General features: G+C 63.0%; 28 protein-coding genes and 1 pseudogene. 24 read left to right on the top strand and 5 right to left on the bottom strand.

The window, feature by feature from the left end:
* Positions 1-14 precede the first annotated feature (14 nt).
* The 18 genes and pseudogenes from ACTXG9_RS07920 (at position 15) to ACTXG9_RS07835 (ending at position 17,712) form a co-directional block, all read left to right on the top strand.
* Positions 15-1,070: a virB8 family protein gene (locus tag ACTXG9_RS07920; protein ID WP_019660295.1), complete on the top strand. Its 1,056-nt coding sequence runs from the start codon at positions 15-17 to the stop codon at positions 1,068-1,070.
* Positions 1,067-1,846 (top strand): TrbG/VirB9 family P-type conjugative transfer protein, encoded by a 780-nt coding sequence (locus ACTXG9_RS07915; protein ID WP_019660294.1) that lies wholly within the window; start codon positions 1,067-1,069, stop codon positions 1,844-1,846. The genes ACTXG9_RS07920 and ACTXG9_RS07915 overlap by 4 nt, the downstream gene beginning before the upstream one ends.
* A complete protein-coding gene (locus tag ACTXG9_RS07910; protein WP_019660293.1) occupies positions 1,843-3,114 on the top strand; it encodes a TrbI/VirB10 family protein in 1,272 nt (423 codons plus the stop codon). The genes ACTXG9_RS07915 and ACTXG9_RS07910 overlap by 4 nt, the downstream gene beginning before the upstream one ends.
* Positions 3,115-3,128: 14 nt before the next feature.
* Positions 3,129-4,172, top strand: a complete 1,044-nt coding sequence (gene virB11, locus ACTXG9_RS07905; RefSeq protein WP_021202793.1) for a P-type DNA transfer ATPase VirB11 — start codon at positions 3,129-3,131, stop codon at positions 4,170-4,172.
* Positions 4,173-4,175: 3 nt separating this feature from the next.
* Positions 4,176-4,653 (top strand): annotated as a pseudogene (locus tag ACTXG9_RS07900) (lytic transglycosylase domain-containing protein); the annotation flags it as partial.
* 579 nt (positions 4,654-5,232) lie between these two features.
* The gene (locus tag ACTXG9_RS07895) at positions 5,233-5,643 is read left to right on the top strand and encodes a TrbC/VirB2 family protein (protein ID WP_019660290.1); all 411 of its coding nucleotides are present in this window, start codon (positions 5,233-5,235) and stop codon (positions 5,641-5,643) included.
* Positions 5,636-5,944, top strand: coding sequence for a type IV secretion system protein VirB3 (locus ACTXG9_RS07890; protein WP_019660289.1), 309 nt, complete (start codon positions 5,636-5,638; stop codon positions 5,942-5,944). The genes ACTXG9_RS07895 and ACTXG9_RS07890 overlap by 8 nt, the downstream gene beginning before the upstream one ends.
* A gap of 81 nt (positions 5,945-6,025) precedes the next feature.
* Positions 6,026-8,464: a VirB4 family type IV secretion/conjugal transfer ATPase gene (locus tag ACTXG9_RS07885; RefSeq protein ID WP_111098163.1), complete on the top strand. Its 2,439-nt coding sequence runs from the start codon at positions 6,026-6,028 to the stop codon at positions 8,462-8,464.
* A 59-nt stretch (positions 8,465-8,523) separates the two neighbouring features.
* Positions 8,524-9,321: a hypothetical protein gene (locus ACTXG9_RS07880; protein WP_019660287.1), complete on the top strand. Its 798-nt coding sequence runs from the start codon at positions 8,524-8,526 to the stop codon at positions 9,319-9,321.
* A 79-nt stretch (positions 9,322-9,400) separates the two neighbouring features.
* A complete protein-coding gene (locus ACTXG9_RS07875) occupies positions 9,401-10,552 on the top strand; it encodes a type IV secretion system protein (RefSeq protein WP_057494665.1) in 1,152 nt (383 codons plus the stop codon).
* On the top strand, positions 10,470-11,129 hold the full coding sequence (locus tag ACTXG9_RS07870; RefSeq protein WP_080355575.1) for a DUF4189 domain-containing protein: 660 nt from the start codon (positions 10,470-10,472) through the stop codon (positions 11,127-11,129). Before ACTXG9_RS07875 ends, ACTXG9_RS07870 begins: the two co-directional genes overlap by 83 nt.
* Positions 11,130-11,377: 248 nt before the next feature.
* Positions 11,378-11,899 carry a conjugal transfer protein TrbL gene (locus ACTXG9_RS07865; RefSeq protein ID WP_423178402.1) on the top strand — a complete coding sequence of 174 codons (522 nt, stop codon included), beginning with the start codon at positions 11,378-11,380 and terminating at the stop codon, positions 11,897-11,899.
* A 38-nt stretch (positions 11,900-11,937) separates the two neighbouring features.
* Positions 11,938-12,489: a DUF4189 domain-containing protein gene (locus ACTXG9_RS07860; protein WP_457654782.1), complete on the top strand. Its 552-nt coding sequence runs from the start codon at positions 11,938-11,940 to the stop codon at positions 12,487-12,489.
* 266 nt (positions 12,490-12,755) lie between these two features.
* On the top strand, positions 12,756-13,325 hold the full coding sequence (locus tag ACTXG9_RS07855; RefSeq protein WP_329842100.1) for a DUF4189 domain-containing protein: 570 nt from the start codon (positions 12,756-12,758) through the stop codon (positions 13,323-13,325).
* A 347-nt stretch (positions 13,326-13,672) separates the two neighbouring features.
* Positions 13,673-14,203, top strand: a complete 531-nt coding sequence (locus tag ACTXG9_RS07850; protein WP_080112519.1) for a DUF4189 domain-containing protein — start codon at positions 13,673-13,675, stop codon at positions 14,201-14,203.
* A gap of 541 nt (positions 14,204-14,744) precedes the next feature.
* On the top strand, positions 14,745-15,281 hold the full coding sequence (locus ACTXG9_RS07845; RefSeq protein ID WP_019660284.1) for a hypothetical protein: 537 nt from the start codon (positions 14,745-14,747) through the stop codon (positions 15,279-15,281).
* 57 nt (positions 15,282-15,338) lie between these two features.
* The gene (locus ACTXG9_RS07840) at positions 15,339-16,346 is read left to right on the top strand and encodes an XVIPCD domain-containing protein (RefSeq protein WP_111098162.1); all 1,008 of its coding nucleotides are present in this window, start codon (positions 15,339-15,341) and stop codon (positions 16,344-16,346) included.
* A gap of 97 nt (positions 16,347-16,443) precedes the next feature.
* Entirely contained in the window at positions 16,444-17,712 is a 1,269-nt protein-coding gene (locus ACTXG9_RS07835; RefSeq protein ID WP_425605145.1) for a hypothetical protein, read from the top strand.
* A 51-nt stretch (positions 17,713-17,763) separates the two neighbouring features.
* Here the strand turns inward: ACTXG9_RS07835 and ACTXG9_RS07830 are convergent, their stop codons facing one another.
* Genes ACTXG9_RS07830 through ACTXG9_RS07820 form a run of 3 tightly spaced genes read right to left on the bottom strand, consistent with a single transcriptional unit; the run spans position 17,764 to position 20,439 of the window.
* On the bottom strand, positions 17,764-19,089 hold the full coding sequence (locus ACTXG9_RS07830) for an XVIPCD domain-containing protein (RefSeq protein WP_329859313.1): 1,326 nt from the start codon (positions 19,087-19,089) through the stop codon (positions 17,764-17,766).
* Positions 19,086-19,739: a hypothetical protein gene (locus ACTXG9_RS07825; protein WP_155029772.1), complete on the bottom strand. Its 654-nt coding sequence runs from the start codon at positions 19,737-19,739 to the stop codon at positions 19,086-19,088. Before ACTXG9_RS07825 ends, ACTXG9_RS07830 begins: the two co-directional genes overlap by 4 nt.
* Positions 19,740-19,782: 43 nt before the next feature.
* Positions 19,783-20,439, bottom strand: coding sequence for a hypothetical protein (locus tag ACTXG9_RS07820; RefSeq protein ID WP_456115679.1), 657 nt, complete (start codon positions 20,437-20,439; stop codon positions 19,783-19,785).
* 254 nt (positions 20,440-20,693) lie between these two features.
* Here ACTXG9_RS07820 and ACTXG9_RS07815 point away from each other — a divergent pair, with 254 nt between their 5' ends.
* Complete coding sequence (locus tag ACTXG9_RS07815) at positions 20,694-21,212, top strand: GNAT family N-acetyltransferase (protein ID WP_021202803.1); 519 nt, start codon at positions 20,694-20,696, stop codon at positions 21,210-21,212.
* Between the two features lie 21 nt (positions 21,213-21,233).
* Here the strand turns inward: ACTXG9_RS07815 and ACTXG9_RS07810 are convergent, their stop codons facing one another.
* Positions 21,234-21,671 (bottom strand): acetyltransferase, encoded by a 438-nt coding sequence (locus ACTXG9_RS07810; protein ID WP_111098158.1) that lies wholly within the window; start codon positions 21,669-21,671, stop codon positions 21,234-21,236.
* Positions 21,672-21,739: 68 nt separating this feature from the next.
* Positions 21,740-22,507, bottom strand: coding sequence for an NAD(P)H-dependent oxidoreductase (locus tag ACTXG9_RS07805; RefSeq protein WP_111098157.1), 768 nt, complete (start codon positions 22,505-22,507; stop codon positions 21,740-21,742).
* Between the two features lie 78 nt (positions 22,508-22,585).
* Here ACTXG9_RS07805 and ACTXG9_RS07800 point away from each other — a divergent pair, with 78 nt between their 5' ends.
* The 5 genes from ACTXG9_RS07800 (at position 22,586) to ACTXG9_RS07780 (ending at position 26,494) form a co-directional block, all read left to right on the top strand.
* On the top strand, positions 22,586-22,945 hold the full coding sequence (locus tag ACTXG9_RS07800) for a winged helix-turn-helix transcriptional regulator (protein ID WP_021202806.1): 360 nt from the start codon (positions 22,586-22,588) through the stop codon (positions 22,943-22,945).
* A 75-nt stretch (positions 22,946-23,020) separates the two neighbouring features.
* A complete protein-coding gene (tadA, locus tag ACTXG9_RS07795) occupies positions 23,021-23,545 on the top strand; it encodes a tRNA adenosine(34) deaminase TadA (RefSeq protein ID WP_021202807.1) in 525 nt (174 codons plus the stop codon).
* Between the two features lie 75 nt (positions 23,546-23,620).
* Positions 23,621-24,193 (top strand): oligoribonuclease, encoded by a 573-nt coding sequence (gene orn / locus ACTXG9_RS07790; protein ID WP_005413827.1) that lies wholly within the window; start codon positions 23,621-23,623, stop codon positions 24,191-24,193.
* A gap of 170 nt (positions 24,194-24,363) precedes the next feature.
* Positions 24,364-25,239: an EcsC family protein gene (locus ACTXG9_RS07785; RefSeq protein ID WP_456115680.1), complete on the top strand. Its 876-nt coding sequence runs from the start codon at positions 24,364-24,366 to the stop codon at positions 25,237-25,239.
* Positions 25,240-25,378: 139 nt separating this feature from the next.
* Positions 25,379-26,494: an alkene reductase gene (locus ACTXG9_RS07780; protein ID WP_456115681.1), complete on the top strand. Its 1,116-nt coding sequence runs from the start codon at positions 25,379-25,381 to the stop codon at positions 26,492-26,494.
* Positions 26,495-26,524: the final 30 nt, after the last annotated feature.

Below are 26,524 nucleotides of genomic sequence, written 5' to 3'. Positions count from 1 at the left end.
GTACGGAAGAATCCATGTTCCGCAAGAAGGATCCCGGCAATAGCCCCAAGGTCGAGCAGTCGGTCGCCAAGGCGGTCAGCTACGAGATCACCGTGGCCGACATGGCACGCCGCAGCGAGCGGCGTGCATGGTGGGTCGCCACAGGCTCATTGCTGATGTCGCTCGCACTGGCGGGCGGCTACTACTACATGCTGCCGCTGAAGGAAAAGGTGCCGTTCCTGGTGATGGCCGATGCCTACACGGGTACGGCGACCGTCGCGCGGTTGAGTGGCACCTTCCAGGGCGAGACGATCACCACCAACGAAGCGATCAATCGCAGCAACGTCGCCCAGTACGTGCTCGCGCGCGAATCGTATGACTCGGCGGTGATGGGCCTGCGTGACTGGGAACTGGTGTTCGTGATGTCCACCGATCCGGTGGCGCAGTCCATGCGTGTCCGCTATGCCGGCAACAATCCGCAGAACCCATTCGTGATGTACGGTCGCGAGCGCGCCATCCGGGTCAAGATCCTCAGCATCACGCCACTGGGTGCCGAGCCGAACGGCAGCTTCCGCGGCGCTTCGGTGCGCATCCAGCGCAGCCTGCTGGACAAGCGCACCGGCGTCTCTACCTACCTGGACAACCAGCTGGTGACGATGCGCTTCGAGTACAACCAGAACCTGGCGTTGTCCGAACAGGATCGCATCCTCAATCCGCTGGCCTTCCAGGTCACCGAGTACCGCGTCGACAACGACTATTCGCGTGGCGTGCCGGTGCCGGATGACGGTGCCATGCAGGCGCAGGCGCAGCAGGCCGCACAGGCGGCGCAGCAGGCACAGGGTGTCTACGATCCCAACAATCCGGCCGCAGCCACCATGATCGACCCGGCCACCGGCCAGCCGGTCGCGGTGCCAGCCAACGGCCAGGTACCGGGCCAGGCAATGCCGGGACAGCCTGTACAGGGCCAACCGATGCCGGGTCAGCCGGTGCAGGGGCAAGCAATGCCGGGGCAGGCCATGCCCGGACAGCCGGCCATGAGGCCGGCGCAGAACAATTCCACCGGAACTGCTGATGGAGCAAGCAACCGATGAGTAGTCGAAATATCAGGGGAAGCGCGCTGGCGCTGCTGTCGATGTTGTCGTTGCTGTTCCCGGCAGCGGCGATGGCGCAGGCGGTTGACCACTACGAGTACGAGAAGGACCGCATCTATCCGGTTCGCACCGGCCTGGGCCTGACCACCCAGATCGAGTTGAGCCCGAACGAGAAGATCCTCGACTACAGCACCGGCTTCAGCAGCGGCTGGGAACTGACCCGTCGCGAGAACGTGTTCTACCTCAAGCCGAAGAACGTCGACGTCGACACCAACATGATGGTGCGCACCGAGACCCATTCCTACATCTTCGAACTGAAGGTGGTGGCCACCGACTGGCGCCAGCTGGAGCAGGCCCGTCGTGCAGGCGTGCAGTACAAGATCGCCTTCGTCTATCCCAACGACACCGTGTTCGGTGTCGCCCAGGAAGCGGTGGAGGAAGAGGCCAAACCGCTGTTGAGCTCGGAACTGGCCAAGGACCGCCAGTACAACTTCAACTACTCCTATTCGACCAGCAAGGCGAAGAAGATGGGGTGGCTGATCCCGGTCAACGCCTATGACGATGGCCGTTTCACCTATCTGAAACTGCCGAACTCGCCGGAGTACAAGACCGGCATCTTCCCGGCCGTGTTTGGTCGCGAAACGGAATACGGTGAAGACTTCGTGGTCAACACCACGGTTGAAGGCAATACGCTGATCGTGCACGGGACCTACCCGTACCTGGTCATCCGCCACGGCGACTTCGTCGTCGGCCTGCGAAGGAACGTGAAGAAATGAGCCAGCAGAACACTCCCGGAAACGACCCGAACAATGGACGCGACGAGAGCCAGAGCCCGTACGGCGCACAGGGTGCCGCGGACGCGCCGTCGAATCCCTACTTCGGCACGGCCCAGGCCGAGCCGGCGCCGGATCTGGACGCGGCCGCGCCGCAGCTGCGCTCGGCCGAAGAGCAGCGGCTGAACCGGAAGGCGCTGCTGTTCCTCGGTGGCATCGTGTTGCTGTTGGTGGCCATGGGCTTCCTGCTGTTCCGCAAGGGCCAGGATGACAAGGACGCTGCACAGAAGGTGCCGGAAGTCGCGCGTGTGTCCACGCCGACGCTGCCGGACGCTGTGCAGACGGATCCGGTTCCGTCTCAGGCGATGCAGCCCGTTGACCCGATTCCGATGCTGCCGCCGCCGCCGTCCGGGCCTACTCGCGCAGAACCGGCCTTCAGCATGAGCGAGCGCGAAGCCCCGCGGGGTCCGACGCTCGCCGAGCGCCGGATGGGAGCGTCGGGGAACGGCTTCGTTGGTGCTGGCGACAGCGCGGGCGGTGATGGGCAGGGGGGCCAGGAAGACGAGCTGACCCGTACCCTTCGCCTCCAGGCCCAGATGATGGGTGGACAGCAGAATGCAGCGCCGGCCCGGGTTCGTCGCGGCCCCGATGTTGATGACGTGTCCAATGCCAGCTACATCCGCAGTCCCGATGCGCTGCTGGTGCGGGGTACCTACCTGCGTTGCGTGCTGGAAACCCGCATCATCACCGATATCGCGGGCTACACTTCGTGCCTGCTGACCGAACCGGTGTACTCGATCAACGGCCGCAATCTTCTGCTGCCGAAGGGCTCCAAGATCTATGGCGCCTATGGCGGCGGTCCCACCGGCAAGCGGGTGGAAGTGATCTGGGATCGCATCACTACGCCGAATGGTATCGACGTGGCCATGTCCAGTCCGGGCGTGGATCAGCTGGGCGGCGCCGGGCATCCGGGCCAGTACAGCGCGCACTGGGGCAGCCGTATCGCCTCGGCGCTGATGATCAGTCTGCTGGCGGATGCGTTCAAGTACGCCGCTGCAGAGCATGGCCCGGAAACCACTACCGTGGCGAATAACGGCATGACCATCCAGTCGCCCTATGAGAGCGCCACCGCACGCACCATGGAGCGCTTGGCCAATGAATCGCTGAGCCAGCGTCGTCCGCCGACCGTCACCATCAACCAGGGCACGATCGTGAACGTCTACGTTGCAAAGGACGTTGACTTCACCAACGTGCTGAACCCCCGCCGGTAACCCAACGAACGATCATGGACGCCGAAGTGTCCCCCCTCGCCCTCGTCTCCAGCGATTTCCTGCGCTATCAGTACGAAGTGCTGGGCATCGCCGAGTACATGACTTCTCCGGAAGTGACGGAAATCTGCATCAACCGTCCCGGCGAGCTGTACCTGGAAACCCGGGCGGGGTGGCAGCGGGTGGACGTGCCGAGCCTGACGTTCGAGCGGGCCCGGCAGTTCTGCACGGCAGTGGTGAACGAGAGCAACACCGGCCAGCGCATCACTGATGCCGATCCGGTGGTGTCGCTCACGTTCCCCACCGGCCAGCGTGCGCAGTTCGTGATTCCGCCGGCCTGTGACGCGGGGAAGGTGTCGATCACCATCCGTTTGCCTTCCAAGCACACCAAGTCGCTCACGCAGTATCACGAAGACGGCTTCTTCAACCAGATTCTGGAAAGCGATGGCAGCATCAGCGAGCAGGATCGCGAGCTGCTGGAGCTGCGTCATTCGCGAGAGTACGCCGAGTTCTTCCGGCGTGCGGTGATGTACCGCAAGAACATCGTGGTATCCGGCGCGACCGGCAGCGGCAAGACCACCTTCATGAAGGCGCTGGTCAACCATATTCCGGACAACGAGCGCCTGGTCACCATCGAGGACGCACGCGAGCTGTTTCTGACCCAGCCCAACGTGGTGCACCTGTTGTATTCCAAGGGCGGGCAGAGCACCAGCAATGTGACGGCCAAGAGCTGCATGGAAGCCTGCCTGCGCATGAAGCCCGAACGCATCATCCTGGCCGAGCTGCGCGGTGACGAAGCGTTCTACTTCATCCGCAACTGCGCGTCCGGCCACCCGGGCTCGATCACCAGCTGCCATGCCGGCAGCCCGGAGCAGACCTGGGACCAGCTGGCGCTGATGGTGAAGGCTTCAGCCGAAGGTTCGGGCCTGGAGTTCAACGTGATCAAGCGGTTGTTGATGATGACCATCGACATCGTCGTGCATATCAAGGCGCATGCCGGCTCGCGCTACATCACCGGCATCGACTTCAATCCTGGGCGTGCCCAGGGGCAGGAGGGCTGACCAATGCTGCCAGGACTGGAAATGATGGCGTGCCCGGAAATGGCCGTCTCGATGGACGTGATGCAACACGTCATCAACGTGGAGTCGTCGCGCAACCCGTATGCCATCGGCGTGGTCGGCGGTGCACTGGTGCGTCAGCCCAAGGCGTTGGATGAAGCGCTGGCGACGGTGCGCATGCTGGAAGAGAAGGGCTACAACTTCTCGATCGGGTTGGCCCAGGTCAATCGCTACAACCTGGGCAAATACGGGCTGGATTCCTACGAGAAGGCCTTCCAGCAGTGCCCGAACCTGCAGGCCGGTTCGCGCATTCTCGCCGAGTGCTACAAGCGCTCCGGTGGTGACTGGGGCAAGTCGTTCAGCTGTTACTACTCGGGCAATTTCGAGACCGGCTTCCGTCACGGCTACGTGCAGAAGATCTACGACTCGATCCGCCGCGGCCAGCAGGTCGCCAGCAATGGTGTCGCACCGATCGACGTGGTCAGTCGCGGTGAGCGCCGTGCAGTGAAGGTCGAGCATCATCCGCAGCTCGCTTCGCCGGCGCAGGCGCGCATCGTTGCACAGTCCAATGGCCCGGTGTACGTGCCGTCGGAAGATCCCGCACGCGCCTATGTCGTGTACCCGTCCACCGGTGCGATGGCGCGGGGCAGTCTGCTGAATCTCGCCGACCAGGCGCTGTCCAAGGTGGTGCTGGGTTCAGTGGACAGGATGATGCAGCCCCAGGCGCAGCCCAGCCAAGGGCCCGCCTATCCCCAGCAGCAGGCCGGTGGCATGCCGCAGCAGCTGCCTCAGCAGGGTGCTGCGCAGGCGATGGCCATGCCGCAGCAGTTGCCGGGCGCTGCCGGTGCCAGCAATGAGGGGCCCGTGATGCTGCGGCCCTGGAGCGAGCGCAACCAGCCTGTGGCGGGTGCCGACAATTCGTACAACGCACCGGTGCAGGCCGCACCGGTGCAGCAGATTCCCGCAGGGGATGCGGCCTTCGTGTTCTGACGAAGTCGTGGTGCGGCCAGTCCCCCGGCTGGCCGATTCAGTTGTGTTAGTCCATCAACAAGGAAATCAATCCATGAAGCGATCCAATCTCGACCTCGTCCAGGCCCAGCGCACGCTGAAGACCCTGCTGATGGCCACGATCTTCGTCGGCGCCATGTTCGCCCCGCAGGTCTTCGCCAACGGTGCCGTCGACTTCGGCGGCACCGACAAGAAGGTGTGCGGCTTCTTCAACAACATCAACGGCCTGCTGAACATCGCCTCGATCGCCGTGGTCACCATCGCGGTGATCTTCGCCGGTTATCAGATCGCCTTCGCGCACAAGCGCATCGCCGACGTTGCACCGATCCTGATCGGCGGCGTGCTGATCGGCGCTGCGGGCCAGATCGCGCGCATGCTGCTGGGTGACGGCAGCGACGGCAAGTGCGGTGGCGGCAGCAGCACCTACTACCTGATCAACAACGCGATCCAGTACTACAGTGCATAAGAACGTCGTGTTCCGCGGCTGCACGCGCCCAGCAATGTTCCTGGGCGTGCCCTACCTGCCATTCTTCATGGTGGCAGGCGGGTTGCTGCTGCTCAGCATGTACACGAACTTCTGGTTCCTGCTCACCATTCCGGTGGCGGTCTTCATCATGCGGCAGATGGCCAAGCGTGACGAAATGATCTTCCGCCTGTTGGGCCTGCGCCTGATGTTCAAGCTGAAAGTCCGCAACGTGCAGGAACACGATGGCATGTGGGTGTTCAACCCCAACCATTACCGCGACAAGCCGGCCCGAATGGATTGAGGTCCGGATCCGGCCTGGCGGGCGTCCGCGCCCGTCGGGTCTTTTGTAACTCCTTGGCACTACCTCTTTGGAAGCAGTCGTATGTTCAGCCCTGACACCTCCATCAGTGAGTTCATTCCATTGTCGTCGCACGTCGCCCCGAACGTGGTCAAGACCACGGGCGGCGATTACCTGCTGACCTGGCATCTGGAAGGGCTGCCGTTCGTCGGCCGCGAGGAGTGGGAGCTTGAGCATCGCCACAACACGTTCAACCGCCTGCTGCAGACGCTGCGTGCACCCGACTTCGTGAACGTGGCGTTCTGGGTGCATGACATCCGTCGTCGCCGGACCCTGAAGGGCAAGAGCAACTACAAGCAGCGCTTCAACCAGGATGTGTCCGATCAGTACATGGGCATGTTGTCCTCACAGCGCATCATGCAGAACGAGCTGTACCTGACCATGATCTACCGCCCCGTGGTGGCGGGTAAGCGTTTCGTCGAGAAGTCGGCGAACGTGGACAAGCTGCGCGCCGAGCAGGAGCAGGCAGTAGAAAAGTTGATGGAGCTGGCCGGCAACGTCGAGGCCGTCATCCGCGACTATGCGCCGTACCGCCTGGGAATGTACGAGGCAAAGAACGGCGTGGTGTTCTCTGAAACGCTAGAGCTGTTCGGCTACCTGATCAATCGCATCGACGAGCCGGTGCCGGTGCTGTCGGCACCGATCAAGGACTACCTGCCAGTGAGCCGGCACATGTTTTCGGCCAAGACCGGTGACTTCGTCATCAACACCCCCAACGGTGCCAACCACTTCGGCGCCATCCTGAACATCAAGGAATATGCTGAGGGAACGTACCCGGGCATCCTCAACGGCCTGAAGTACCTGGACTACGAGTACGTCATCACCCATTCGTTCAGCCCGATGGGGCGCCAGGACGCGCTCAAGGTGCTCGACCGCACCAAGGGCATGATGATCTCCTCCGGCGACAAGGCGGTCAGCCAGATCGTCGAGCTGGACCAGGCGATGGATCAGCTCTCGTCGGGCAATTTCGTGCTGGGCGAATATCACTTCATCATGGCGGTCTACGGCGACAGCCAGGCCAAGCTGTCACAGAACGTGGCCACGACGCGCGCCGAGCTGTCCAATGCCGGTTTTGTGTCGACCAAGGAAGATCTGGCGGTTACCTCGTCTTTCTACTCGCAGCTGCCGGCCAACTGGCGCTACCGCACCCGCCTGGCCAATGTCAGCTCGCTGAACTTCCTGGGCCTGTCGCCACTGCACAACTTCGCGACCGGCAAGCAGCACAACAACCCGTGGGGCGACTGCGTCACCACGCTGCAGACCACCAACGGCCAGCCGTACTACTTCAATTTCCACGCGACCCATCCGTCAGAGAACTCGTTGGGCGAGAAGGCGATCGCCAACACCATGGTGATTGGTAAGTCCGGTACAGGTAAGACCGCACTGATCAACTTCCTGCTCAGCCAAGTGCAGAAGTATGAGCCGTCACCGACCATCTTCTTCTTCGACAAGGATCGGGGTGCGGAGATCTTCGTGCGCGCCTGCGGTGGTAACTATCTGGCCTTGGAGAACGGCGCGCCGACCGGGTTCAACCCGTTCCAGTGCGAGAACAATGAAGCCAACGTGCAGTTCCTGGCCGACTTGATCAAGGTGCTGGCCGGTAAGCGTGAGTACAGTGCGCGCGAGGAGGAGGACATCTACCGCGCAGTGGAAAGCATGCTCGATACGCCCATGCACCTGCGCAGCATGACCAACTTCCAGAAGAGCCTGCCCAACATGGGCGACGATGGGCTCTATGCGCGCATGCGCCGCTGGACCTCGGGCAACTCGCTGGGCTGGGTGTTCGACAATCCGGTCGACACCGTTGACCTGAGCAAGGCCAACATCATCGGCTTCGACTACACCGATATCATCGACAATCCCGAAGTGCGCGTGCCGGTCATCAATTACCTGCTGCACCGCCTGGAGTCGCTGATCGATGGTCGTCCGCTGATCTACGTGATGGACGAATTCTGGAAGATCCTGGACGGCGAGGGTGGCCTGAAGGAATTCGCGAAGAACAAGCAGAAGACCATCCGTAAGCAGAACGGTCTGGGCATATTCGCAACGCAGAGCCCGGAAGATGCGCTGAAGAGCGACATCTCGGCTGCACTGATCGAACAGACCGCCACGCTGATCCTGCTGCCGAACCCGAATGCCAGCAAGAGCGATTACATGGACGGCCTGAAGCTGACCGAGGCCGAGTTCAGGGTAGTTACCGCCCTGGACGAGCGCTCACGCTGCTTCCTGGTCAAGCAGGGCCATGCGTCCAGCGTCTGCCAGCTCAACCTGCGTGGCATGGACGACATCCTCTCGGTGATCTCGGCCTCGACCGACAACATCGACATCATGCATCGGGTGTTGCAGACCGCTGCAGTCCGCAATCGGATCACCGTGGACGAGCTCACGCCGGAACAGTGGTTGGAAGATTTCTACAAGAACCGGAAGGGTTCGGGGAAGGAACCCCGTTCCGACGCTGCTTGATGGCAGCGCAAGCAGGAGACAGGCAAGTGGATGTCAATCTGAACAACAGGAGTTTTGCCATGAACATCGTCAAGCGTCGGGCCAGCGCCCGCAAGGTACTCAAGCCGGTGGCCAAGGTGCTGGGTGTTGCCTTGGCGCTGTCTGCCACCAACGCTGGGGCATTTGGTCCGGTGCAGGAAACCGGTCCAGCGCTGATGCAGCACATCTGGAATCAGTTCAATACCCTGCAGTCCAAGGTGCAGGAGAAGACCCAGTTCGTCAGAGAAAATACACAGTGGCTTCAGGACTGGAACCAGACCATCAAGGAGTATGGCGAGATGCTGGTTCAGGTGCAGGGTATCGTCAACAACTTCGGTCTTCCTTCCGCTGCACAGCTGACGCCCGTTTCGCCCAAGTACCTGGTCGCTGAAACCTGTGGCACCGGCGCAGATTTGAAGGACATGCTGCCCAACATCATTTTCAATTCAAAGGGCGACTGGAAGAGCCAGCAGACGCAGATCTGCGTGAACATCCGCATGATGCAGAATCGCAAATACAACGATGCGGTTTACTTCATGCAGACGACCGGGCCTGCGTTCCTGAAGAGCATGGATGACATCGCGCAGTTGCGTTTTGGTAGCAATCGGCTCGGTGACATGAACGCAGTGGCGAACGACTCGATGCGTACTGCGAACGAAATGAACGCAACGATCAAGAACTTTGAAGCCCGGATCAAGGCATACGACGCCTACATCGATGTGATGGAGGCCAATCAGAAGGTCGTCGCCCAGTCTGCGCTCAAGGGCGATCCAACCAAGACCGTCATCAGTGACCTGGTCAAGACAGCAGCGCTGAAGACGGCGTTGTCCATCGACTGATGCGTGGAATGAAGCACCTGAGGTTCGAGTCCCTACGGGGCGCCTCAAGCGATAGCGGTATCACCAAGGGAATGTGGGTATGACGATCAGGTCGATTGCCAACTTTGATTTTTCGGGCGGATTCCAGGATTTGATGGGGCACGTGGCGCGCGTCCAGTCGGTCGGCGACTTCGTTTTCTTCAAGCTCATCCTGGACTATCTGCGGGAGCGAATCGGCAAGTTCGGCTTCGACGTCATGGACAACATGATGGCGTGGGTGGGCGGAATGGCGCTGACCCTCATGACCTTGTGGGTCCTCATTCAGGGCTATCGTATCGTCACCGGACGCAGCCGCGATTCGATGATGATCTTGGTGACCAACATGGCGCGCGCCGCACTTATCGTGGCTGTAGCGACAAGCATGGGCATGTTTGGCCGGGATCTTCATGAATTCCTGACCGAGGACGTGAAGGGTCTCATCACCCATGTCGTTACCGGGAAGGATCAGAAGCCCGAGGAGCAGATCGACAAGAGCTTGGCCTGGATGCAGGTTGCGCTGTCCAGTGTGGATGGAATCAAGATCCTGAATGACCCGGGGCTGCAGGAAGACAAGACACGAGCCATGTGGTTCATCGGCTTGGGTACGGGCGGCCCGGCGGTGACTGCTGGCTCGATGCTGTTGCTCTATGAGGTCGCGATGGCGTTGTTCATCGGTTTCGGCCCACTGTTCATCCTCTGTCTGTTGTTCGATCAGACCAAACAATTGTTCCAGCGATGGCTTTTCTACGGAATCGGGACCATGTTCTCGATGGCGGTGCTGTCGGCAATGGTGTCCATTGCATTGGATATGGTGATCCGTGTGTCTTCCTCGTTCTGGGCGACGGCGCTGGTGAACAGGTTCCTGCTTGACGGAGCTTCCAGCGACGGTATGACCAGTCAGGCGATGCAGCAGGGCGGCATGGGCCTGATTCTGACGACCTTGATTCTGACTGCGCCCCCAATGGCGGCCATGTTCTTCCAGGGTACCTTGGGTAGCTTCATGGCATATTCGCAGATAGGTGGTAGCCCTGTGGCTCAGGCACCGGGACCGAGTGGGCAGCCGCCGGGTAGCTACTATGCGCCGGCCCAGACAAAGGATCATTCCAGTGCTCCATCGGTCAGTTCCGGCCATGGCGCGACTTCTGGTTACGGTATCGGGCGCTCAGGTGAGGTCAAGCAAGATACTGGAAAGTATGGGCAGGCTGGCGCCTGAGCGTGGATTGACAGTGTCGAATGATAAAGGTGTGCGTATGAAGTGCATTGTCGTGCTTTTGCTGCTCGTTATTTCTAATGTGGCGTTGGCAGAAGGACGTTGCCCCCCAGGGCAGTACCCCGTGGGAGGTCAGGGTGTAGGAGGTTGTGCGCCAATTCCCGGTGGTCAAGCTGGTGGTGAGAGCAGTGGCCCCATGCCGACCGGTAAATGGGAAACCCGGTGGGGTGCTTTGGCGCAAGACACAGACCATCAAGTCGGCCAGAATTTGGCGATTGGTGTGGCGGAGGTTAAAAAAACAAAGAGAGAAGCTAGGTCCCTCGCGCTTTCTGAATGTCAGCGCATGGGGGGGCAGAAGTGTAAAGTTATTCTTGAGTATCACAATCAATGCGCCGCGCTAGCTGGCCCGGTGATTGGTTCAGTACCCCTCGTCGACGTGAAAACTGTGGCGTATCGATCACCTAATGAAGAAGATGCGAAGGTGGAATCAGTGCGCCGTTGTGAGTCCGAGGGTAAGGGTCGCAGTTGTACTGTTATCTACTCTGCCTGCAGCATGTCTGAGTTTAAGCCCTTCCGCTGATGTTAATCCTGGCGTTGGGTTGATGTTGTGAGTAATGACATTTTGTTTGTTGTTTTAGGGGGTGGCCTGCTGAGAAGTGGGCCGCTTCTATTTTTCGCTTGAGAGGTCTACTTTGCACTAAGGCTGGGTGTCGCTGTTCACAGGTTTAGTCTGCGTGAGAGTGTCGAGAGCTCTTGGAGAGCAAGCTTCGGTCTGAAATTCATTTGCCTGCTGGCTTATAGCTGCAATGCTGATTTCATTGGCATGGGGTGAAGTTAGTACTCTATCTATTGTTCGATCAGGACAAACAGTTGTTCCAGCGATGGTTCTTCTGCGGAATCGGGACCATGTTCTCGATGGCGGTGCTGTCGGCAATGGTGTCCATTGCATTGGATATGGTGATCCGCGTGTCTTCCTCGTTCTGGGCGACGGCGCTGGTGAACAGGTTCCTGCTTGACGGGGCTTCCAGCGACGGTATGACCAGTCAGGCGATGCAGCAGGGCGGCATGGGCCTGATTCTGACGACCTTGATTCTGACTGCGCCCCCAATGGCGGCCATGTTCTTCCAGGGCACCTTGGGCAGCTTCATGGCATATTCGCAGATAGGTGGCAGCCCGGTGGCACAGGCGCCGGGACCGAGCGGACAGCCGCCGGGTAGTTACAAGCCGGCAGCTCCAACCAATTCAGAGGAATCCGTGAGTAGCCAGAGCCTTACGATCCCGAAAATCGCGCCGGGTACTAGCAACTCGGTACATACGCCGGGGTCGCTTGGTAACGCCGCAGTTCGGTGAGCTATGTCACGGCAGTTGCTGAATGGGTAGGGTACTGGATGCAAGAGGTGAAAACGATGAAGCTGCTTGCTTTGCTCCTTTTCTTTGGGGTGCTGCTGGCTCCTGTGTCCGCACTTGCCGAAGGCGGTAGTTGTCCGCCAGGGTTCTACCCGATAGGAGGGCAAGGGGCCAGAGGCTGTGCTCCGATTCCTGGTGGCGACAGCGGTGGCTCGGATCAGCTGCCGCTACTTCCTCCAACGCCGACGGGGGAATGGTTAAGTACGTGGGGAGCAATCGCTGCGTCCGAAGCTACTTCTGAGGTAGGAATGGCCTCCGGAATGAATTCCGCAGAAGCCGCCGCTGCCGAGGCTGTGAGGCGCTGTGGTGGTGGAGGAGCCACGGACTGCAAGGTTACTGTCTCTTACTCAAATCAGTGCGTCGCGTGGTTGATTCCTTCTTCAGGTGGCTCGGGGGCTAAATCCGCAGTTGGTAAGGCTCCAAAGAAAAGGCAAGCGATCTCCTTGGCGGGTGAAGGTTGCGTAGATCCCAGTGGAAAGAAGTGCAGGGTCTTTTACGCAGACTGTTCTGAACCTGTTTTCCGTAAGTTCTAGCGATGCAAGTTCGTCGATTCTCTTAAGTCGATTGATTGGTTGCGTCGGAGTCGCCTGGAGCTTGAAGGTGCATCCAGGGCTTGCGTAAATGGGCCGGAAATTCAGAGAGTTGGCTTGATGTTGATGCGTTGATTTAGATTCTTGCGCATTGTCAATCGTGGCCACTCTTTCGTAGTTTCCTGCGTTCTGCGGATTGGCGGAGCACGGGTGACTGTACCGGCTGCGAATGGCTAGCTGATAGTGGATTCTTCGGGATTTGGCTCTGGATGACAGGTGAAAAGCTTTCCTTCGGATGTTGGGGGATTTCGAACGTCATCAGGGGTTCGAAGGTCATGTATAGGTTCGCGGCGAGTCTAGCGGTAGTTCTAGCACTTACGTCCGACCTGGCTTGGGCGGAAGGAAGGTGTCCTCCAGGCCAGTATCCGATTGGCGGGCGGGGTGCCGGCGGATGTGCGCCGATTCCTGCTGGTGGATCAGGAGCGGAAAGCCCGCGTCCAACGGGACGGTGGATCAAGACTTGGGGAGCATTTGCCGCCGCGCCTTCCGGAATCGCAGGAGCGGCAAGTGGGTGGAGGAAGAAGGCGGATGCGGGAAGCGCGGCGGTGAGATCCTGCTCTGATGCAGGCGGTCGGGATTGCCGAGTGAAGTTCACCTATAAGAATCAATGCGCGACGGCGGCTGTCTCGAATGCGGGAACCGGGGGGACTTTCTACTCTGCTGCAGCCACAAAGGAGGAGGCGGAAGGCCTATCCTTGGCGCAATGTCGTGCTGCGTCCAAAGAGACATGTGAAGTTGTCATGTCCAATTGCACCGAGCCGGAGTTTGAGAAGTTTTGAGTAATTGCCCGCATTTTTCTCGTGATGCGGCGATAGAATGGCCCGCCGTTGAGCGGGCTGTTTTTTTTGCGCCCATCAACTAAGAAGAACTCTACTCTTGATGTTGGGAGATTCTCGGTATGATCAGGCGTTCAGCAGCGACAAATTTGGCCGCAGCAATTGACGTGGCGGGTGCTGCGCTCACATCTGAGTAGGTCCGGGCAGCAGTAGCGCGACATGGGCTCGATCCTAGCGAACACTATCTGACTGTCGCCAATGGCGGCCATGTTCGTCTAGGGCGCCTTGGGCAGCTTCATGGCATATTTGCAGATGGGTAGCAGTGCAGTCGAATACAGGCAGGAGGCGCGATGTCTTGGAGGTTTACGCTTCTACGTAGTTGGCGGGTGATCCTGGGCCTTTTGTTGGCCGCAGTCTTCCAGTCGGCAGCGTTCGCGGAGGGCGGGTGCCCTCCGGGGCAGTATCCTATTGGCGGGCAAGGTGTCCAAGGATGCGCTCCGATCCCTGGGGCGGGTGACGGCTCGCTCAAGACGCCGCAACCCGAAGGGAAGTGGATCGAAACGTGGGGCGCGATCTCTGTTTCTCCTGAGGGCGCGTCCGGAGTGTCTATCGGGAAGCGTAGTAAGTCTGAGGCAGAGGCAGAGGCTGTGATGCAATGCCGGCACTCAGGTGGTCGTGCCTGTCGAACTTCTTTTTCCTACGAGAATCAGTGCGTTGCTGCGGTGGTCCCCAGTTCGGGTTCCGGCGGCACCAGCTTTGGTGGAAAGGCGACTGTCGATGAAGCAATTCAATTGGCAACTCGTCTTTGTATAAGGGATGGGGGGCAGGGATGCCACGTCGTGTACACCGCGTGCTCAGCTCCTGAGTATGTGCGGAAGTGAAGCGAGGATAGCGCCGGGCTAGCGCCCCGGTTGTTTCGTTGGACCGGCCGTAGTGTTTTCAATTTTTTGGAAATTCTCATTGCGAATGACGGATCCCGAGCGCCGCAATGGTGCTTGTATTCGGGTGGGTTCGTTCACCTGATCCGTGTTCGCTGCACCCGTTCCGCTTGCGTCTGCACGAGTGTTAAGTGCCTGATCAGCGCTGCCGTCATCTCCAAGTAGGCATCCATTCACGTTAACCGCACTCATTCTGTGATCAAGTGCGCTTTTCATCCCAAGCCCCCTTCGACGAGCGCTGCCTCCTCGAAGTAAGCTGCGTGCGCGTCAAAATCCCGACGCGCCGGTGCCATCGAACGCAGGAGCTTTTCCGTCCATGAGGACTGTGTCCCCCCGCGGTGCGGGTGACGCTTGCCACCATCGCGGTTGCCGTGGGCTCGGGGCTATCATCCGCCATGGCGGCCGCCGGGCACGTGCGGGGCATCGCCCCGTTTCCGGCCCCCGCTCGGGAACTGGCAAGACGGGATTGAAGGAGTTGCAGGGGATGGAGAAGGGGAGTGGCACGCACATGGACAATGCCCTGGCGTTCGTTCCGTCCGGCGCGAACCTGCTGGAAGCTGTACGCGGCGATCTGACCGGCAATGGTTTCCAGGACCAGCTCCTGGTGATCGACCAACCTCCTCCGGAGGGCTTGTTGCCCGGCGAGCACGGACCGAACCGGGTCCTGCTGTTGCTGCTGGGCGATGCCACGGGCCGCTGGCAGCTGGCGGCACGCAACGACAAGCTGGTGCCGTGCTCAACGCGCGGTGGCATGGCCGGTGACCCCTTCGCCTACGTGACGATTGAAGACGGCGCGTTCAGCGTGATCACCAACGGCGGCAGCCGCGAACGCTGGAGCAGCGTCTACACCTTCCGGTATGCACCTGCCGAGCAGGCGTGCTGGGTGCATGGCGTGCAGCGCAAGGTGGTGGACACCGAAACCGAAGCGACCCACACGCGCGATTTCTCCGCGGCCGAGCTTGGCCGGGTGCGATTCGAGGATTTCGACCCTTCCGTCGTCGCCGACGTGAGCTTGCCCTGAGTGCCATGCCGGTGAGGAGGCGGGAGTATCCAACGATGATCGAGCAGGAGTTTCACCGTGTCGCAGGATAGGGAGTCGTTGCTGTTGCGGCAGGCCACGGAGGCCGGCATGACTTCGTCCCGGGAACTGGCCAACTTCATGGCGCAGGCCGGGCATGAATCCCGTGGCTTGAGCCGTCTCAACGAGAGTTTCAACTTCACCCGGGGCATCTCGCAGATCCCGGTGGAAGCTGCGTGGCGCAATGGCAAGGCTGCGTTGGAGAGCGCCCGCCAGGAAGCGCTGCGTGGCCGCCCGGAAAACCTGGCTGAGCTGATGTACGGCGGACGCATGGGCAATGATGTGCCCGGCGACGCATTGAAGTACCACGGCCGCGGCTATCTGCCGTTGGTCGGCAAGGAGAATTACGAGCGTGCCGGCAAAGCGCTGGATCTGGACCTGGTGAATCACCCGGAACTGGCCGCGCAGCCCGAGCACGCAGGCCGCATTGCCGTGTGGCAGTGGCAGACGCGGGTGCCGGAAGCGGCGCGCGAGGACGTGCGCGAAGCGACGCGCGCGATCAATGGTGGCCTGAACGGCATCGAGGCCCGCCAGCAGCGATTCGAGGTGTGGCAGCAGAAGCTGACCCCCGATGTGATGGCGCGCCTGGAGCGTGGCGAAGTGGGGGCGCCTGCCCAGCAGGCAACGGGACGCGACATGTCGCAACCGGGCGAGCCGGGATACACGCTGTTCTCAGGAGCGCGCCAGCACCTGCAGCAGATGGGGCCGCAAAGCGGTCTGCGCAGCGTGCAGGAACTGGACAATGCTGCCGGCGCACTGGCGCTGAGCGCGCAGAAGGCGGGGATGTCGCGCATCGATCATCTCCTGGCTGGCAACGACGGCCGCACGTTGTTTGCCGTGCAGGGCGCGCTGGGTGACCCGGCCATGCTGCGCGCTTCGGTCGAGCGCGAACAGGCGGCGCAGCAGCCGCTGGCGCAGAGCAGCCAGCAGTTGGCCGCCAGTGTCGCCCAGCAGGACCCCGCGGCCGCGCTCGCCCGCGAGCAGGAGCAGCGCTCTCGATCCCTGTAGCACCTGATGCCGGCGGGCAGGGTGCCCGCAGGCGCTTTACGTACGACGCGTGGCGCCCTGTGGCGCCGACATGGAAACCCACCCGTAAGGACACCACATGCGAATCGTTACCTCGAATGCCCGGCACGCTGCTGCCCGCTGCAATGCATCCGTGCGCCGCCTGCCGCCGCTCTGGCTGCTGTCACTTGGACTTGCCGCAGCGTCGGCACAGGCTCAGGAGGCAGCGGCACCCGCCGTGGAAACGCCCCCCGCTGCAGATGCAATCGTTGAGGCGCCTGCAGGGGCGGCGCCCGTCGCAGCGCCCATGGCGGCCGACGCCGTTGTCGCGGCGCCGGCTCCCGAAGTACCGGCTGCCGTTACACCCCCTGCGACACCGGTGGTGGACACGCAGCCGGCGCCGGCTGCGGACCCGGCGCCGGCGCCCGTTGCGCCCGCAGCGGCGGCGCCTGTAGCTGAACCGCCTGCCGCCGTCGAGCCAACCGTTCCCGCGGTAGCACCCGCTCCGCCCGCATTGGCCATCGTGCCGTTGCCGCCCGAGCAGGCGACCGAGCGGGCGCTCGGTGCCCGCTGCCCGGTGGATCTGGCCGGGCGTCTGGCGACCCAGGGCGACCTGCTGATTGGCGCCTGCCAAGGCACCATGCCGGCGCATCTGGCCGCGTTGCTGGTCGCGCTGCCCGTGCAGGACATCCACCTGCCGCGCAGCTGGCGCGAGCGTGAGGTGCGGCAGAAGGCATGGTTCAAGGCGGTGCCGGGCTACGGCCAGCGCCCGGACTTCATCGTGCGGATGGGCGACATCTGGGTGCGCTCGCTGGAAGGGCGCGACGGCGACAGCACGTTCTATCTGGTGTCAGCACCGTTCACCTGCAGCGACCAGGTCGCCAACCGCGATGAGTACGGCGCGGAGCCGGTCCGCGTGCCAGCGGGTGATTGTCGCGAGGCCTATGTGGCCCAGCGTGTGTACCAGGTCCGCGGGGACGCGCCGCCGAGGGATGTGACCGCCGATGCCATGCCGGCCATGCCGCCGGTGACGGACGCCGACCGTGCGCGACAGCTGTCGCGTGAGGGACGTGTCATCCTGGACCATAGCAAGTTGCAGTACGGCCCGGCCATGCGCTGGTTCGTGCAGTACCCGGAGTCTGCGCAGAAGGGCGGTCCGCGCGCCTACGGTGACTGGAACCGCGAGCACATCGCGTTCGTGGTCTGGACTGGGGATCGCTTCGAGCTGCGTGAGAAGGTCGCACGCGCCCTGTGGCCCTGTGATCCGGTGGCACCCGGCGATCGTGCCTGCGGCGGATTCCCGGATTCGGGCCCGGATCCGTTCGTAACTGCCGGAGTAGGCGTGCCAGTGGCGGCCTCCAGCCCCTGAGCCGGAGTGCCGAAGGGTGCGGGAGCCGGGCTGACCGGCTCCCGCGCTGCATCAGGCCTGCAGGCTGCGGGTCTGGTTCCGCTGCTGTTCCAGCTGCTGGTCGCGCTCCAGCGCAACGCGCTGGTCGGCGGCCTGCTGGTCGATGCGCTGGCTGCTCTGTTCCAGCGGGGTGTTCATCGCCACTGCCGTATCCACCGACACACGAAGGTGGGCGGGGTCACCGCCCTGGCCCTGCACGGCGAAGCTGCGCGAGGCATCGGCATTCATGGCCACTTCGTCGATGCGCTTGCCGCCTGCTGCGTGCATTTCGGCGGCCAGACTGCCTGCCAGTTGCGTGCTCATCACGTCTGGTACCCGGCCGACGCGGACATCCTGCGCGTGCACGCCACGGATCGCGTCGTTGAACAGTGGGTTGCCCACATGGTTGGCATCGTCCATTCGCAGCATGCTGGTGTGATGGCCGTTCTTCTCCGCTTCGCGGCGTGCCGGCTCACCGGGCTGCAGCGGGCCGCGGATGTGGTCGTACAGGTCGACGGCGCCGCCTGGAATGCCCCGCGCCGCGCGGGTGACACCACGGCGCAGTGATTCAACGTCGTCGCGGTACTCCTCGATCATCCTGGCGTTGTCTTTCGCCAGCGTCTGGGTTTCCGGGTGCTTCAGCACCGAGCCTTGATCGAGGAAGTTACCCAGTTTGTGGGAGCCCAAAGAACTGGCTGCCGCGATGACCGGGTAGTCTGGAATCAGGGCGCGCAACGAGTGGTTGCTGAAACCGGCAGCAGACAGCGTCCTGATCTCCTCCGGCTTGGCATAGATGCGCACCTGGCCGAAGTGCGGCGAGGCGGCGCTGACCGGATCTGAGGCCATGACATGATTGATCATGGTGTTGCCGCCTTCCGGGATGCGGTAGCCGAGGCTGACCGCGCCATAGGCGTTGAAGGTTTCGCCCTTGACATTGAAATGGTGCGAGGTGATCTGGGCCAGAGCGCCGCCGAGGGAGTGGCCGGTGACGGTGACCTCAGGAGCACGGCCTCCAAAGGCGGCGTCCTGCTTCGCGTAGTCCAGTGCACTCTTGGTCAACGCAATGGCATCGGGCGCTTGCACATTGGTGCGGGCGACGACCATGCCGCCGTCGGTCAGGATGGCATCACGAGCTATCTGCTCGGTGCCGCGATGAGCGACCACGATCTCGTTGGTGTCGGCTCGCTGATAAACCGTGCCTTGGTAACCATTGAGCCGATTATTGACGTGATCGAGAATCTTGTATTCATGCCCGTTGATCGTGACGAGCTCTTCTTCCCCCGGACGCCTCCGGCCGACAGCGCGATCCTTGTAGGCATCGTCGGAAAGCGCCGCATAATCCTGCGTGCTGATGGTCATGGGGTAACCTCGCTGGCGCTGAGACTCATCGTGAACAACTTGCCCTGAAGTTCAGCAACGTAGTCAGCCGGGTCAGCCTTGCCGGTGGCCGGATAGTTGGCAGCAAGTGGTGCCCGCGGATAGGCTGCGTCCGGATAGTAAAGCGTGTGGGTCTTGCCTTCAGTCAGCGGTTCGGCCTTGACGAAAGTCAGGAAGCGGGTCTCTTCTTCAGCGCCCGTCGCCTTCAACATCGCCCCAGCGCCAGTGAACTCCCAATGGCACACGCCGCGGCCGTAGTAGTCTTCGTCCAGCATGCGGTCCACATACAGCGTGCCGCGGTACTCGCCATCAGCGACCTTGCGCAGTTCCACCGGCTCCTGGCTGGTGATGCGAGCAGCCGTGCCGGTGGCCGGCTCGATGTGGCCGCACTGGTCTTCGTTGGTGACGTCGTACTGGGCCACGCCTTCAACCACAGCGAAATCACCCGGGGCGTCCTTCAGGCGCAGCACCAGTTCATAGGCCTTGCGCGGGCTGGGGTTGAGCTTTGCGAGGCCGCGCCCACCCTGGGCGACATCGGCTTCAGCAGCGGCACGTTCCTGGTTCATGGCGGTCTCCGGATGGCAGGCGGTCAACAGAAGCAGAGCAAGGCACGGAATCATCTTGTGGCGCAATGTCGGCCTCCTTGGGGATAGGGGTGAATGAGGCACTGGCAGCTCATGGCGTGAGCTTCTGCACAGTGGTGGTGGTTGAGAACAGCGCGTCGCGCAGATCTTCGCTGTACCCCGACGGAGCTTCCTCGCCACTGGCACCAAAATTGGCGACAGTGTCGGCGCGCGGATAGACAAGGTTCGGGTAATAAAGCGTCAGAGGCGAGTCGTTCTCCATGCGCTTCTTGTCGACGAACGTCAGGAATCGCGTATCCGCCTTGCTGGTCGTGGCGCGCAACATCGCACCGACGCCCGTCAGCGTCCAAACGCAGGCGCCGCGCCCGTAGTAGTCCTCATCCAGCATGCGGTCCAGGTGGAACGTGCCGCGGTACTCGTTCTCGCTGACCTTGTGCAGGGTGACGGGCTCTTGGCTGGTGATGCGGCCCGCAGTGCCTGTTGCAGGCAGTATCCGCCCGCAGTCTTCGTAGTTGCTGACGTCATACTGGGCCACGCCCTCCACGATCGCGAACGGGCCCGGCGCGTCCTTCAGTGTCAGCACCAGTTCGTAGGCCTGCTTCGGCGCCGGGTTGAGCCTGGCCAGGCCGCGTCCACCCGCAGCAACGTCGCGCTCGGCATCGGCATAAGGTGAGCACGCGGCCAGCGGCAATAGCGCGATCAACGCCAACAACGGCCGTCCCCTGTGTTCGCGCTGTGCTACATCCATGGCCCGGTCCTGCATGGCGCGTCCATGTCCATATATCATTCCTGGATGACAGGTTTTCCGATTATGGAGCGTGTCGGCAAGCCATTGCCACCCGGCGCGCCATGTTTTTGACGCGCCGGCGGGTGCTACCTCGGGCGTATCGCCTGCGCCGTGGGCGATCCGGTGTTTCCGCTGGCGCTGCGCGCGACGCAGGCTCTTCTGCAGATGTGTGATTCAAATCAATAATTCACATTTCCATCACAGAGACGGGCGCCATGAATTACACAATTCGGCCTGAGTCCAGTAAAGACCGGGCAAGCATCCACGCACTCACTGAGGCGGCCTTCCGTGATGCGCCGCACAGCAGCCACACCGAGCAGTTCATTGTCGATGCGCTGCGTTCGCGTGGAGAGCTGAGTCTTTCGCTGGTCGCCGAGAAGGACGGGCAGGTCGTCGGGCACATCGCCCTGTCGCCGGTGACGATAAGCGATGGCAGCACCGGCTGGTTTGGCGTGGGACCCATCTCGGTGCTGCCCGGATGCCAGGGGCAGGGCATTGGCGCAGCGCTGATGCACGCGGCGCTCGACGCATTGCGTGGGCAGGGCGCGCAGGGCTGCGTCGTGCTGGGGGAGCCGTCCTACTACGGGCGATTCGGGTTCCATGCCGAACCGGGCCTGGTACTGCCGGGTGTTCCAGCAGCGTACTTCCAGGCCCTCTCCCTGGTGCCGCCGATCGCGCAGGGCGAAGTGCGCTACTCAGCGGCATTCGAGGCAAGCGCCCCGCCCGTGGATTGACTCCCGCCGCCGGGGCTGATCTCAGCCCTCGTACCGGAGATGGATCAGCGGATACGGGCGGCCCTGCGAATCCAGCGGTGAACGTCCGGTTTCGACGAAGCCCATGCGCAGGTAAAAGCCGACGGCCTGTGCGTTCTGTTCGTTGACGTCGGTACTCAGCTGCGGATGCTGGGTCAGAGCGTGCTGCAGCAGTTGCCGGCCGATGCCGGTGCCACGTGCGTCCGGATCGATGAACAGCGCTTCCATGTGCGTGCCATCGATCAGCATGAAGCCCAGCGGCCGATCCTGCGCATCGACAGCAACGGTCATCGGCGCTTGCGGCAGGAAACCGGCGACTTCGGCATCGATGGCCTGGCGGTCTTCGGCACTGAGGAAGTCGTGGGTGGCGTCGACGGCGCGGCGCCAGAGGTCGACAAGAGCGGCGCCGTCGTCGGCGCGGGAGGGGCGGAGGGTGGTCATGGGTTCGCCAAGGTGCTTCGGAAGAGTGCGAAGTATGAGGCTTTCCGGTAGCGCCTGCAGGCGAAGATTCATCCCGCGTCGCGGTGGCGGATGAAGGGGCTGTGCGCGATCGCGTCCGCGCGCAGCACCACCCCATCCTCGAAGTCATCGCTGTCGTTGAAGGGCACGATCGGCCACTGCCGCCAGTGCGTCAGTCGCTCGCGGTAGGAGAGGGTGGCTGCAACCAGTGCTTCGTCGTGGGCCTGCACGCGTTCCGCTGCAAGCCCGGAACGCACGCCATGCACCACGCATGGCTCCATCACCTCGAAGCCGACGTAGCGCAGGCTGTACATCAACGGCCACAGCAGCAATCGGGTGTCGCCTTCGCGGCCGTCCACCGCGCATGCCCGTGCCGATGAACCGGTGGTGACGCTCAGCAATGCACGCTTGCCCTGCATCACGCCATGTTCGTGGCGCTGACGGCTGTTGTACATCGGCCCATATACCAGCACGCGGTCCAGCCAGCCCTTGAGGATGGCTGGCGCCGCGAACCACCACAGCGGGAACTGCAGGATTACCAGGTCTGCGACCCGCAGCAGGTGCAGGTGACGTCGCACATCGGCGGGTAACTGCTCCAGTTCGGCGCTGTGGCGTTGTTCGCGCTGGGCATCGAAGCGCTCGGGCTGCAGGCGCCGTGGATGGTGCCAGGCCGCTTCCAGCGGATCGAAGCCTTCCGCATACAGGTCGACCACGTCCACCTGCAGGGCGTCATGGCGCAGCTGTTCGGCGGCCTGCGCGGCCAGGTAGGCGTTGAACGAGCGGGGTTCGGGATGGGCAAGCAGGATCAGGGCGCGCATGGGGCGAGGTGTTGGTGGAGTGTGCGACCATCCTCGCGATGCCGGAGTGCCCCGGCAATTACGCACCTTGAGGTAACCATGGCCTGTCCGGGCGATGTCTATGCCGCCGATTGTTCGGCACGTGATGCGCTGGCGCTGATCTCCGGCAAGTGGGTGATGCTGCTGTTGCCGGCACTGGCGCAGGGGCCGCTGCGCAATGGCGCGCTGCTGCGGAAGATCGAAGGCATCTCGCAGAAGGTGTTGACCCAGACCCTGCGGCAGCTGGAGCGCAATGGCCTGGTCGAGCGGTGTGAGCTGGGCAAAAAGCCACTGCATGTGGAGTACCGGCTGACCGAAGTCGCGCGTGGCCTGGTTGACACGCTGTCCGCTCTGGACCGTTGGGCCGAGCACAACTTCCAGGCACTGGACGCCGCCCGCGAGCGCTTCGACGCACGCTAGCGGCGCCTGCACGGCCGCGGGCGTACAATGCGGCCCCGGCGGCCATCCTGGCCCTGCACACACGCGAGAACCGCCATGACCGATGCCCTGGGTGTACCGGTGCACGACGCCGATGAACGCTGGATGCGCCACGCGCTGGCCCTGGCCGAGCGCGCGCAACGCGAGTTCGATGAGATTCCGGTCGGTGCGGTACTGGTGGGCGCCGATGGACAGCTGCTGGGCGAGGGCTGGAACCTCAACATCGCCTCGCACGATCCCAGCGCGCATGCCGAGATCGTGGCCATGCGGGCCGGTGGCACGCGGCTGGCCAATCATCGGCTGCTCGGCAGCACCCTGTACGTGACCCTGGAACCGTGCGCAATGTGTGCGATGGCGATCGTGCATGCACGCGTTGCCCGCCTGGTCTACGGCGCCAGCGACCCCAAGACCGGCGCCTGCGGCAGCGTGTTCGACCTGCTCGGCGATGCCCGCCACAACCACCGGGTGGAGATCCATGGTGGGGTGCTGGCCAAGGAGGCCAGCATGCGCCTGACCAATTATTTCCGCGCCAAGCGTGGCAAGCCGCCGTTGCTGCTGGAAGACCACGCCGGCGAGGGCTGAGAGGCGAAAGGGTATGATGGGCGCCTCTTTCCCTTACCGGTAGGCCGCGCGCCTGCCCAGCAACGAGGCGACACAATGGCGGACACCGGCGCGGCCAACGAGCGACTGATCTGGATCGACCTGGAAATGACCGGGTTGGATACCGATAACGATTCGATCATCGAGATCGCCACGGTGGTGACCGATGCCCAGCTCAATGTGCTGGCCGAGGGCCCGGAGTTCGCCATCCATCACCCGCTGGAAACGCTGGAAGCGATGGACGAGTGGAACCGCAACCAGCACCGTCGCTCGGGCCTGTGGCAGCGCGTGGTGGACAGCACCACCACCCTGGGCCAGGCCGAAGCGCAGACGGTGAACTTCCTGGCGCAGTGGATCCCGGCCGGCCTTTCGCCGATGTGCGGCAACTCGATCTGCCAGGATCGCCGCTTCCTGCACCGCCAGATGCCGCGGCTGGAGAAGTACTTCCACTACCGCAACCTGGACGTGTCCACCGTGAAGGAACTGGCCAAGCGCTGGGCGCCGAGCGTGGCCGCTGGCGTCGGCAAGAACAGCAACCATACCGCGCTGAGCGATGTACACGATTCAATCGCCGAGCTCCGCCACTACCGCCAGTTCATGGGCGCGCTGTCGGGCCTGCCCACGGCCTGAACAACAACGCCGGGCATGGCCCGGCGCTACCGGATGACACGCGAACTGGTAGTGCCGGCCGCTGGCCGGCAAGGCGTCGGGGTCGGATCCCTTTCCCGCGGAAAGGGCTCTGACCCCTCTGTCGTGACCCGCGACGAAGCGTTCAACTACCGGGCGCTAAGATCGGCCCCATGAACGAGCCGATCCTGCTTCCCCGCGACATTGTCCACGACGCCCGCGACTGGTCCGACCTGCAGCGGGCGGTGGCGCTGCTGGAAGCGCCGACCCTGACCGCGCGCATGGCCAACCTGGTCGGCACGCCGCTGGAGTTCGCAGTGAAGGCGCTGCCCAGTTCGGTCTCCAACCGCATCCACGGTGCGGTGCAGGCGGCGCTGTCCAAGTCGGCGCAGGCAGCCCTGTGGAGCATGGACAACTCGCCCGGCAAGGGAGCGTCGACCCGCTGGCACAAACTGGCGGCAGCCACCTCCGGTGCGGTCGGCGGCGCCTTCGGCTTTGCCGCCTTGCTCATCGAGTTGCCGGTGTCGACCACGATCATGATGCGTGCGGTGGCCGACGTCGCCCGCAGCGAGGGGTTTGACCTGTCCGACTTCAGCACCCGCCAGGCGTGCCTGGAGGTATTCGCGCTGGGCGGCAACTCGCAGCGTGATGACGCCAGCGAGACGGGCTATTACTTGGCCCGCGGCTTCACGACCGATGTGATGCGCCATCTCTCGGCCGAGCTGGCCGGGCGGGTGGTGACCGGCCGCGACCTGACCCTGGGCGTGGCGCCGAAGGAAGCCGGCAAGCTGCTGGCGAAGATGGTGGAGAAGGTGGCGGCGCGCTTTGGCGTGGTCGTTACCGAGAAGTTCGCCGCGCAGGCGGTGCCGGTCGTTGGTGCCGCCGCGGGTGCAGCGCTGAACACCATGTTCACCGACTACTACCAGGACATGGCGCGTGGTCACTTCATCGTGCGCCGGCTGGAGTTGAAGTACGGGGAAGATGTGGTGCGCACCTGCTATGACCGCGTGGCACACGGTGCGGTAAAGATCGAGCCAAGGGTGGAGTAGATCCACGCCATGCGTGGATGAGCCCTCATACCGGGTGATCCTTGCCGTGGGGGAACAACTGTTTTGCCAGTGCGTGCCTGTTGCCTGGCGGGGGCCATCCCCATTCTTGGTGGCACTCCTCCCGCAAGAGATCGCCGCCATGTTGTTCACTCCTCATCATCTGGGCGCACTGACGCTGCCCAACCGCATCGTGATGCCGCCGATGACCCGCTCGCGCTCGTCGGCCGGCAACGTGCCCACTGCCGAAATGGCCACGTATTACGCGCAGCGCGCCAGCGCCGGCCTGATCGTCAGCGAGGGCACCCAGATCAGCCCGCAGGGCCAGGGCTATGCCTGGACCCCGGGCATCCACAGCCCGGAACAGGTGCAGGGCTGGCGTCGGGTGACCGATGCGGTGCACGCCGCTGGCGGCCGCATCTACGCCCAGCTGTGGCATGTGGGCCGGGTCTCGCACGCGGCCCTGCAGCCGGGTGGTGCCGCCCCGGTGTCGTCGTCGGCGTTGCTGGCCGAAGGCGTGAAGGTGTTTGTCGACCCCACGGGCGCAGGCCCGGAAGCGGGCGTGGGCGAGATGATCCAGCACTCGATGCCGCGCGCGCTGCGCGAGGACGAGATTCCGGGCATCGTCGCCGACTACGCCGAGGCGGCACGCAACGCGCTGGACGCAGGCTTCGATGGCGTGGAGTTGCACGGTGCCAATGGCTACCTGATCAACCAGTTCATCGACTCGCAGGCCAACCAGCGCACCGACGGCTATGGCGGCGCGTTGCAGAACCGCCTGCGGTTCCTGCGCGAGGTGGTGCAGGCGGTGGTTGCGGTGGTCGGTGGTGATCGCGTCGGCGTGCGCCTGGCGCCGCTGACCACGCTGCAGGGCGCGGTGGATGATACGCCGCAGGCCACCTATCTGGCGGCCGCGCATCTGCTGGGTGAACTGGGCGTGGGTTACCTGCACATTGCCGAAGCGGATTGGGACGATGCACCGTTGATGCCGGTGGCGTTCAAACAGGCGCTGCGCATGGTCTACCCGGGTACGCTGATCTACGCCGGCAAGTACACCGCCGAGCGCGCCGAGCAGGCACTGGCGGAAGGCTGGGCTGACCTGATCGGCTTCGGCCGGCCGTTCATCGCCAACCCGGATCTGCCGGAGCGACTGCGTACCGGTGCGGCGCTGAATCCGCCGGATCGCGCGACGTTCTTTGGCGGTGGCGCGGTCGGCTTCACCGATTACCCGACGTTGGAAGAGAGCGTCGCGGCCTGATCCTGAAGGCTGCCGGCCAGCGGCCGGCAC

It is taken from the genome of Stenotrophomonas maltophilia group sp. LNF247, from assembly GCF_054083135.1.
The sequence above is the reverse complement of the archived record's forward strand: the minus strand, read 5'-3'. Positions and strand labels throughout refer to the sequence as shown.

What these genes read in the sequence shown, in the direction of transcription:
- ACTXG9_RS07920 (WP_019660295.1), top strand. Translation starts at nt 15, where the DNA reads ATGTTCCGCAAGAAGGATCCCGGCAATAGCCCCAAGGTCGAGCAGTCG.
- ACTXG9_RS07915 (WP_019660294.1), top strand. Translation starts at nt 1,067, where the DNA reads ATGAGTAGTCGAAATATCAGGGGAAGCGCGCTGGCGCTGCTGTCGATG.
- ACTXG9_RS07910 (WP_019660293.1), top strand. Translation starts at nt 1,843, where the DNA reads ATGAGCCAGCAGAACACTCCCGGAAACGACCCGAACAATGGACGCGAC.
- virB11 (WP_021202793.1), top strand. Translation starts at nt 3,129, where the DNA reads ATGGACGCCGAAGTGTCCCCCCTCGCCCTCGTCTCCAGCGATTTCCTG.
- ACTXG9_RS07895 (WP_019660290.1), top strand. Translation starts at nt 5,233, where the DNA reads ATGAAGCGATCCAATCTCGACCTCGTCCAGGCCCAGCGCACGCTGAAG.
- ACTXG9_RS07885 (WP_111098163.1), top strand. Translation starts at nt 6,026, where the DNA reads ATGTTCAGCCCTGACACCTCCATCAGTGAGTTCATTCCATTGTCGTCG.
- ACTXG9_RS07880 (WP_019660287.1), top strand. Translation starts at nt 8,524, where the DNA reads ATGAACATCGTCAAGCGTCGGGCCAGCGCCCGCAAGGTACTCAAGCCG.
- ACTXG9_RS07875 (WP_057494665.1), top strand. Translation starts at nt 9,401, where the DNA reads ATGACGATCAGGTCGATTGCCAACTTTGATTTTTCGGGCGGATTCCAG.
- ACTXG9_RS07870 (WP_080355575.1), top strand. Translation starts at nt 10,470, where the DNA reads ATGGCGCGACTTCTGGTTACGGTATCGGGCGCTCAGGTGAGGTCAAGC.
- ACTXG9_RS07860 (WP_457654782.1), top strand. Translation starts at nt 11,938, where the DNA reads ATGCAAGAGGTGAAAACGATGAAGCTGCTTGCTTTGCTCCTTTTCTTT.
- ACTXG9_RS07855 (WP_329842100.1), top strand. Translation starts at nt 12,756, where the DNA reads ATGACAGGTGAAAAGCTTTCCTTCGGATGTTGGGGGATTTCGAACGTC.
- ACTXG9_RS07850 (WP_080112519.1), top strand. Translation starts at nt 13,673, where the DNA reads ATGTCTTGGAGGTTTACGCTTCTACGTAGTTGGCGGGTGATCCTGGGC.
- ACTXG9_RS07845 (WP_019660284.1), top strand. Translation starts at nt 14,745, where the DNA reads ATGGAGAAGGGGAGTGGCACGCACATGGACAATGCCCTGGCGTTCGTT.
- ACTXG9_RS07835 (WP_425605145.1), top strand. Translation starts at nt 16,444, where the DNA reads ATGCGAATCGTTACCTCGAATGCCCGGCACGCTGCTGCCCGCTGCAAT.
- ACTXG9_RS07830 (WP_329859313.1), bottom strand. Translation starts at nt 19,089, where the DNA reads ATGACCATCAGCACGCAGGATTATGCGGCGCTTTCCGACGATGCCTAC.
- ACTXG9_RS07820 (WP_456115679.1), bottom strand. Translation starts at nt 20,439, where the DNA reads ATGGATGTAGCACAGCGCGAACACAGGGGACGGCCGTTGTTGGCGTTG.
- ACTXG9_RS07815 (WP_021202803.1), top strand. Translation starts at nt 20,694, where the DNA reads ATGAATTACACAATTCGGCCTGAGTCCAGTAAAGACCGGGCAAGCATC.
- ACTXG9_RS07810 (WP_111098158.1), bottom strand. Translation starts at nt 21,671, where the DNA reads ATGACCACCCTCCGCCCCTCCCGCGCCGACGACGGCGCCGCTCTTGTC.
- ACTXG9_RS07805 (WP_111098157.1), bottom strand. Translation starts at nt 22,507, where the DNA reads ATGCGCGCCCTGATCCTGCTTGCCCATCCCGAACCCCGCTCGTTCAAC.
- ACTXG9_RS07800 (WP_021202806.1), top strand. Translation starts at nt 22,586, where the DNA reads ATGGCCTGTCCGGGCGATGTCTATGCCGCCGATTGTTCGGCACGTGAT.
- tadA (WP_021202807.1), top strand. Translation starts at nt 23,021, where the DNA reads ATGACCGATGCCCTGGGTGTACCGGTGCACGACGCCGATGAACGCTGG.
- orn (WP_005413827.1), top strand. Translation starts at nt 23,621, where the DNA reads ATGGCGGACACCGGCGCGGCCAACGAGCGACTGATCTGGATCGACCTG.
- ACTXG9_RS07785 (WP_456115680.1), top strand. Translation starts at nt 24,364, where the DNA reads ATGAACGAGCCGATCCTGCTTCCCCGCGACATTGTCCACGACGCCCGC.
- ACTXG9_RS07780 (WP_456115681.1), top strand. Translation starts at nt 25,379, where the DNA reads ATGTTGTTCACTCCTCATCATCTGGGCGCACTGACGCTGCCCAACCGC.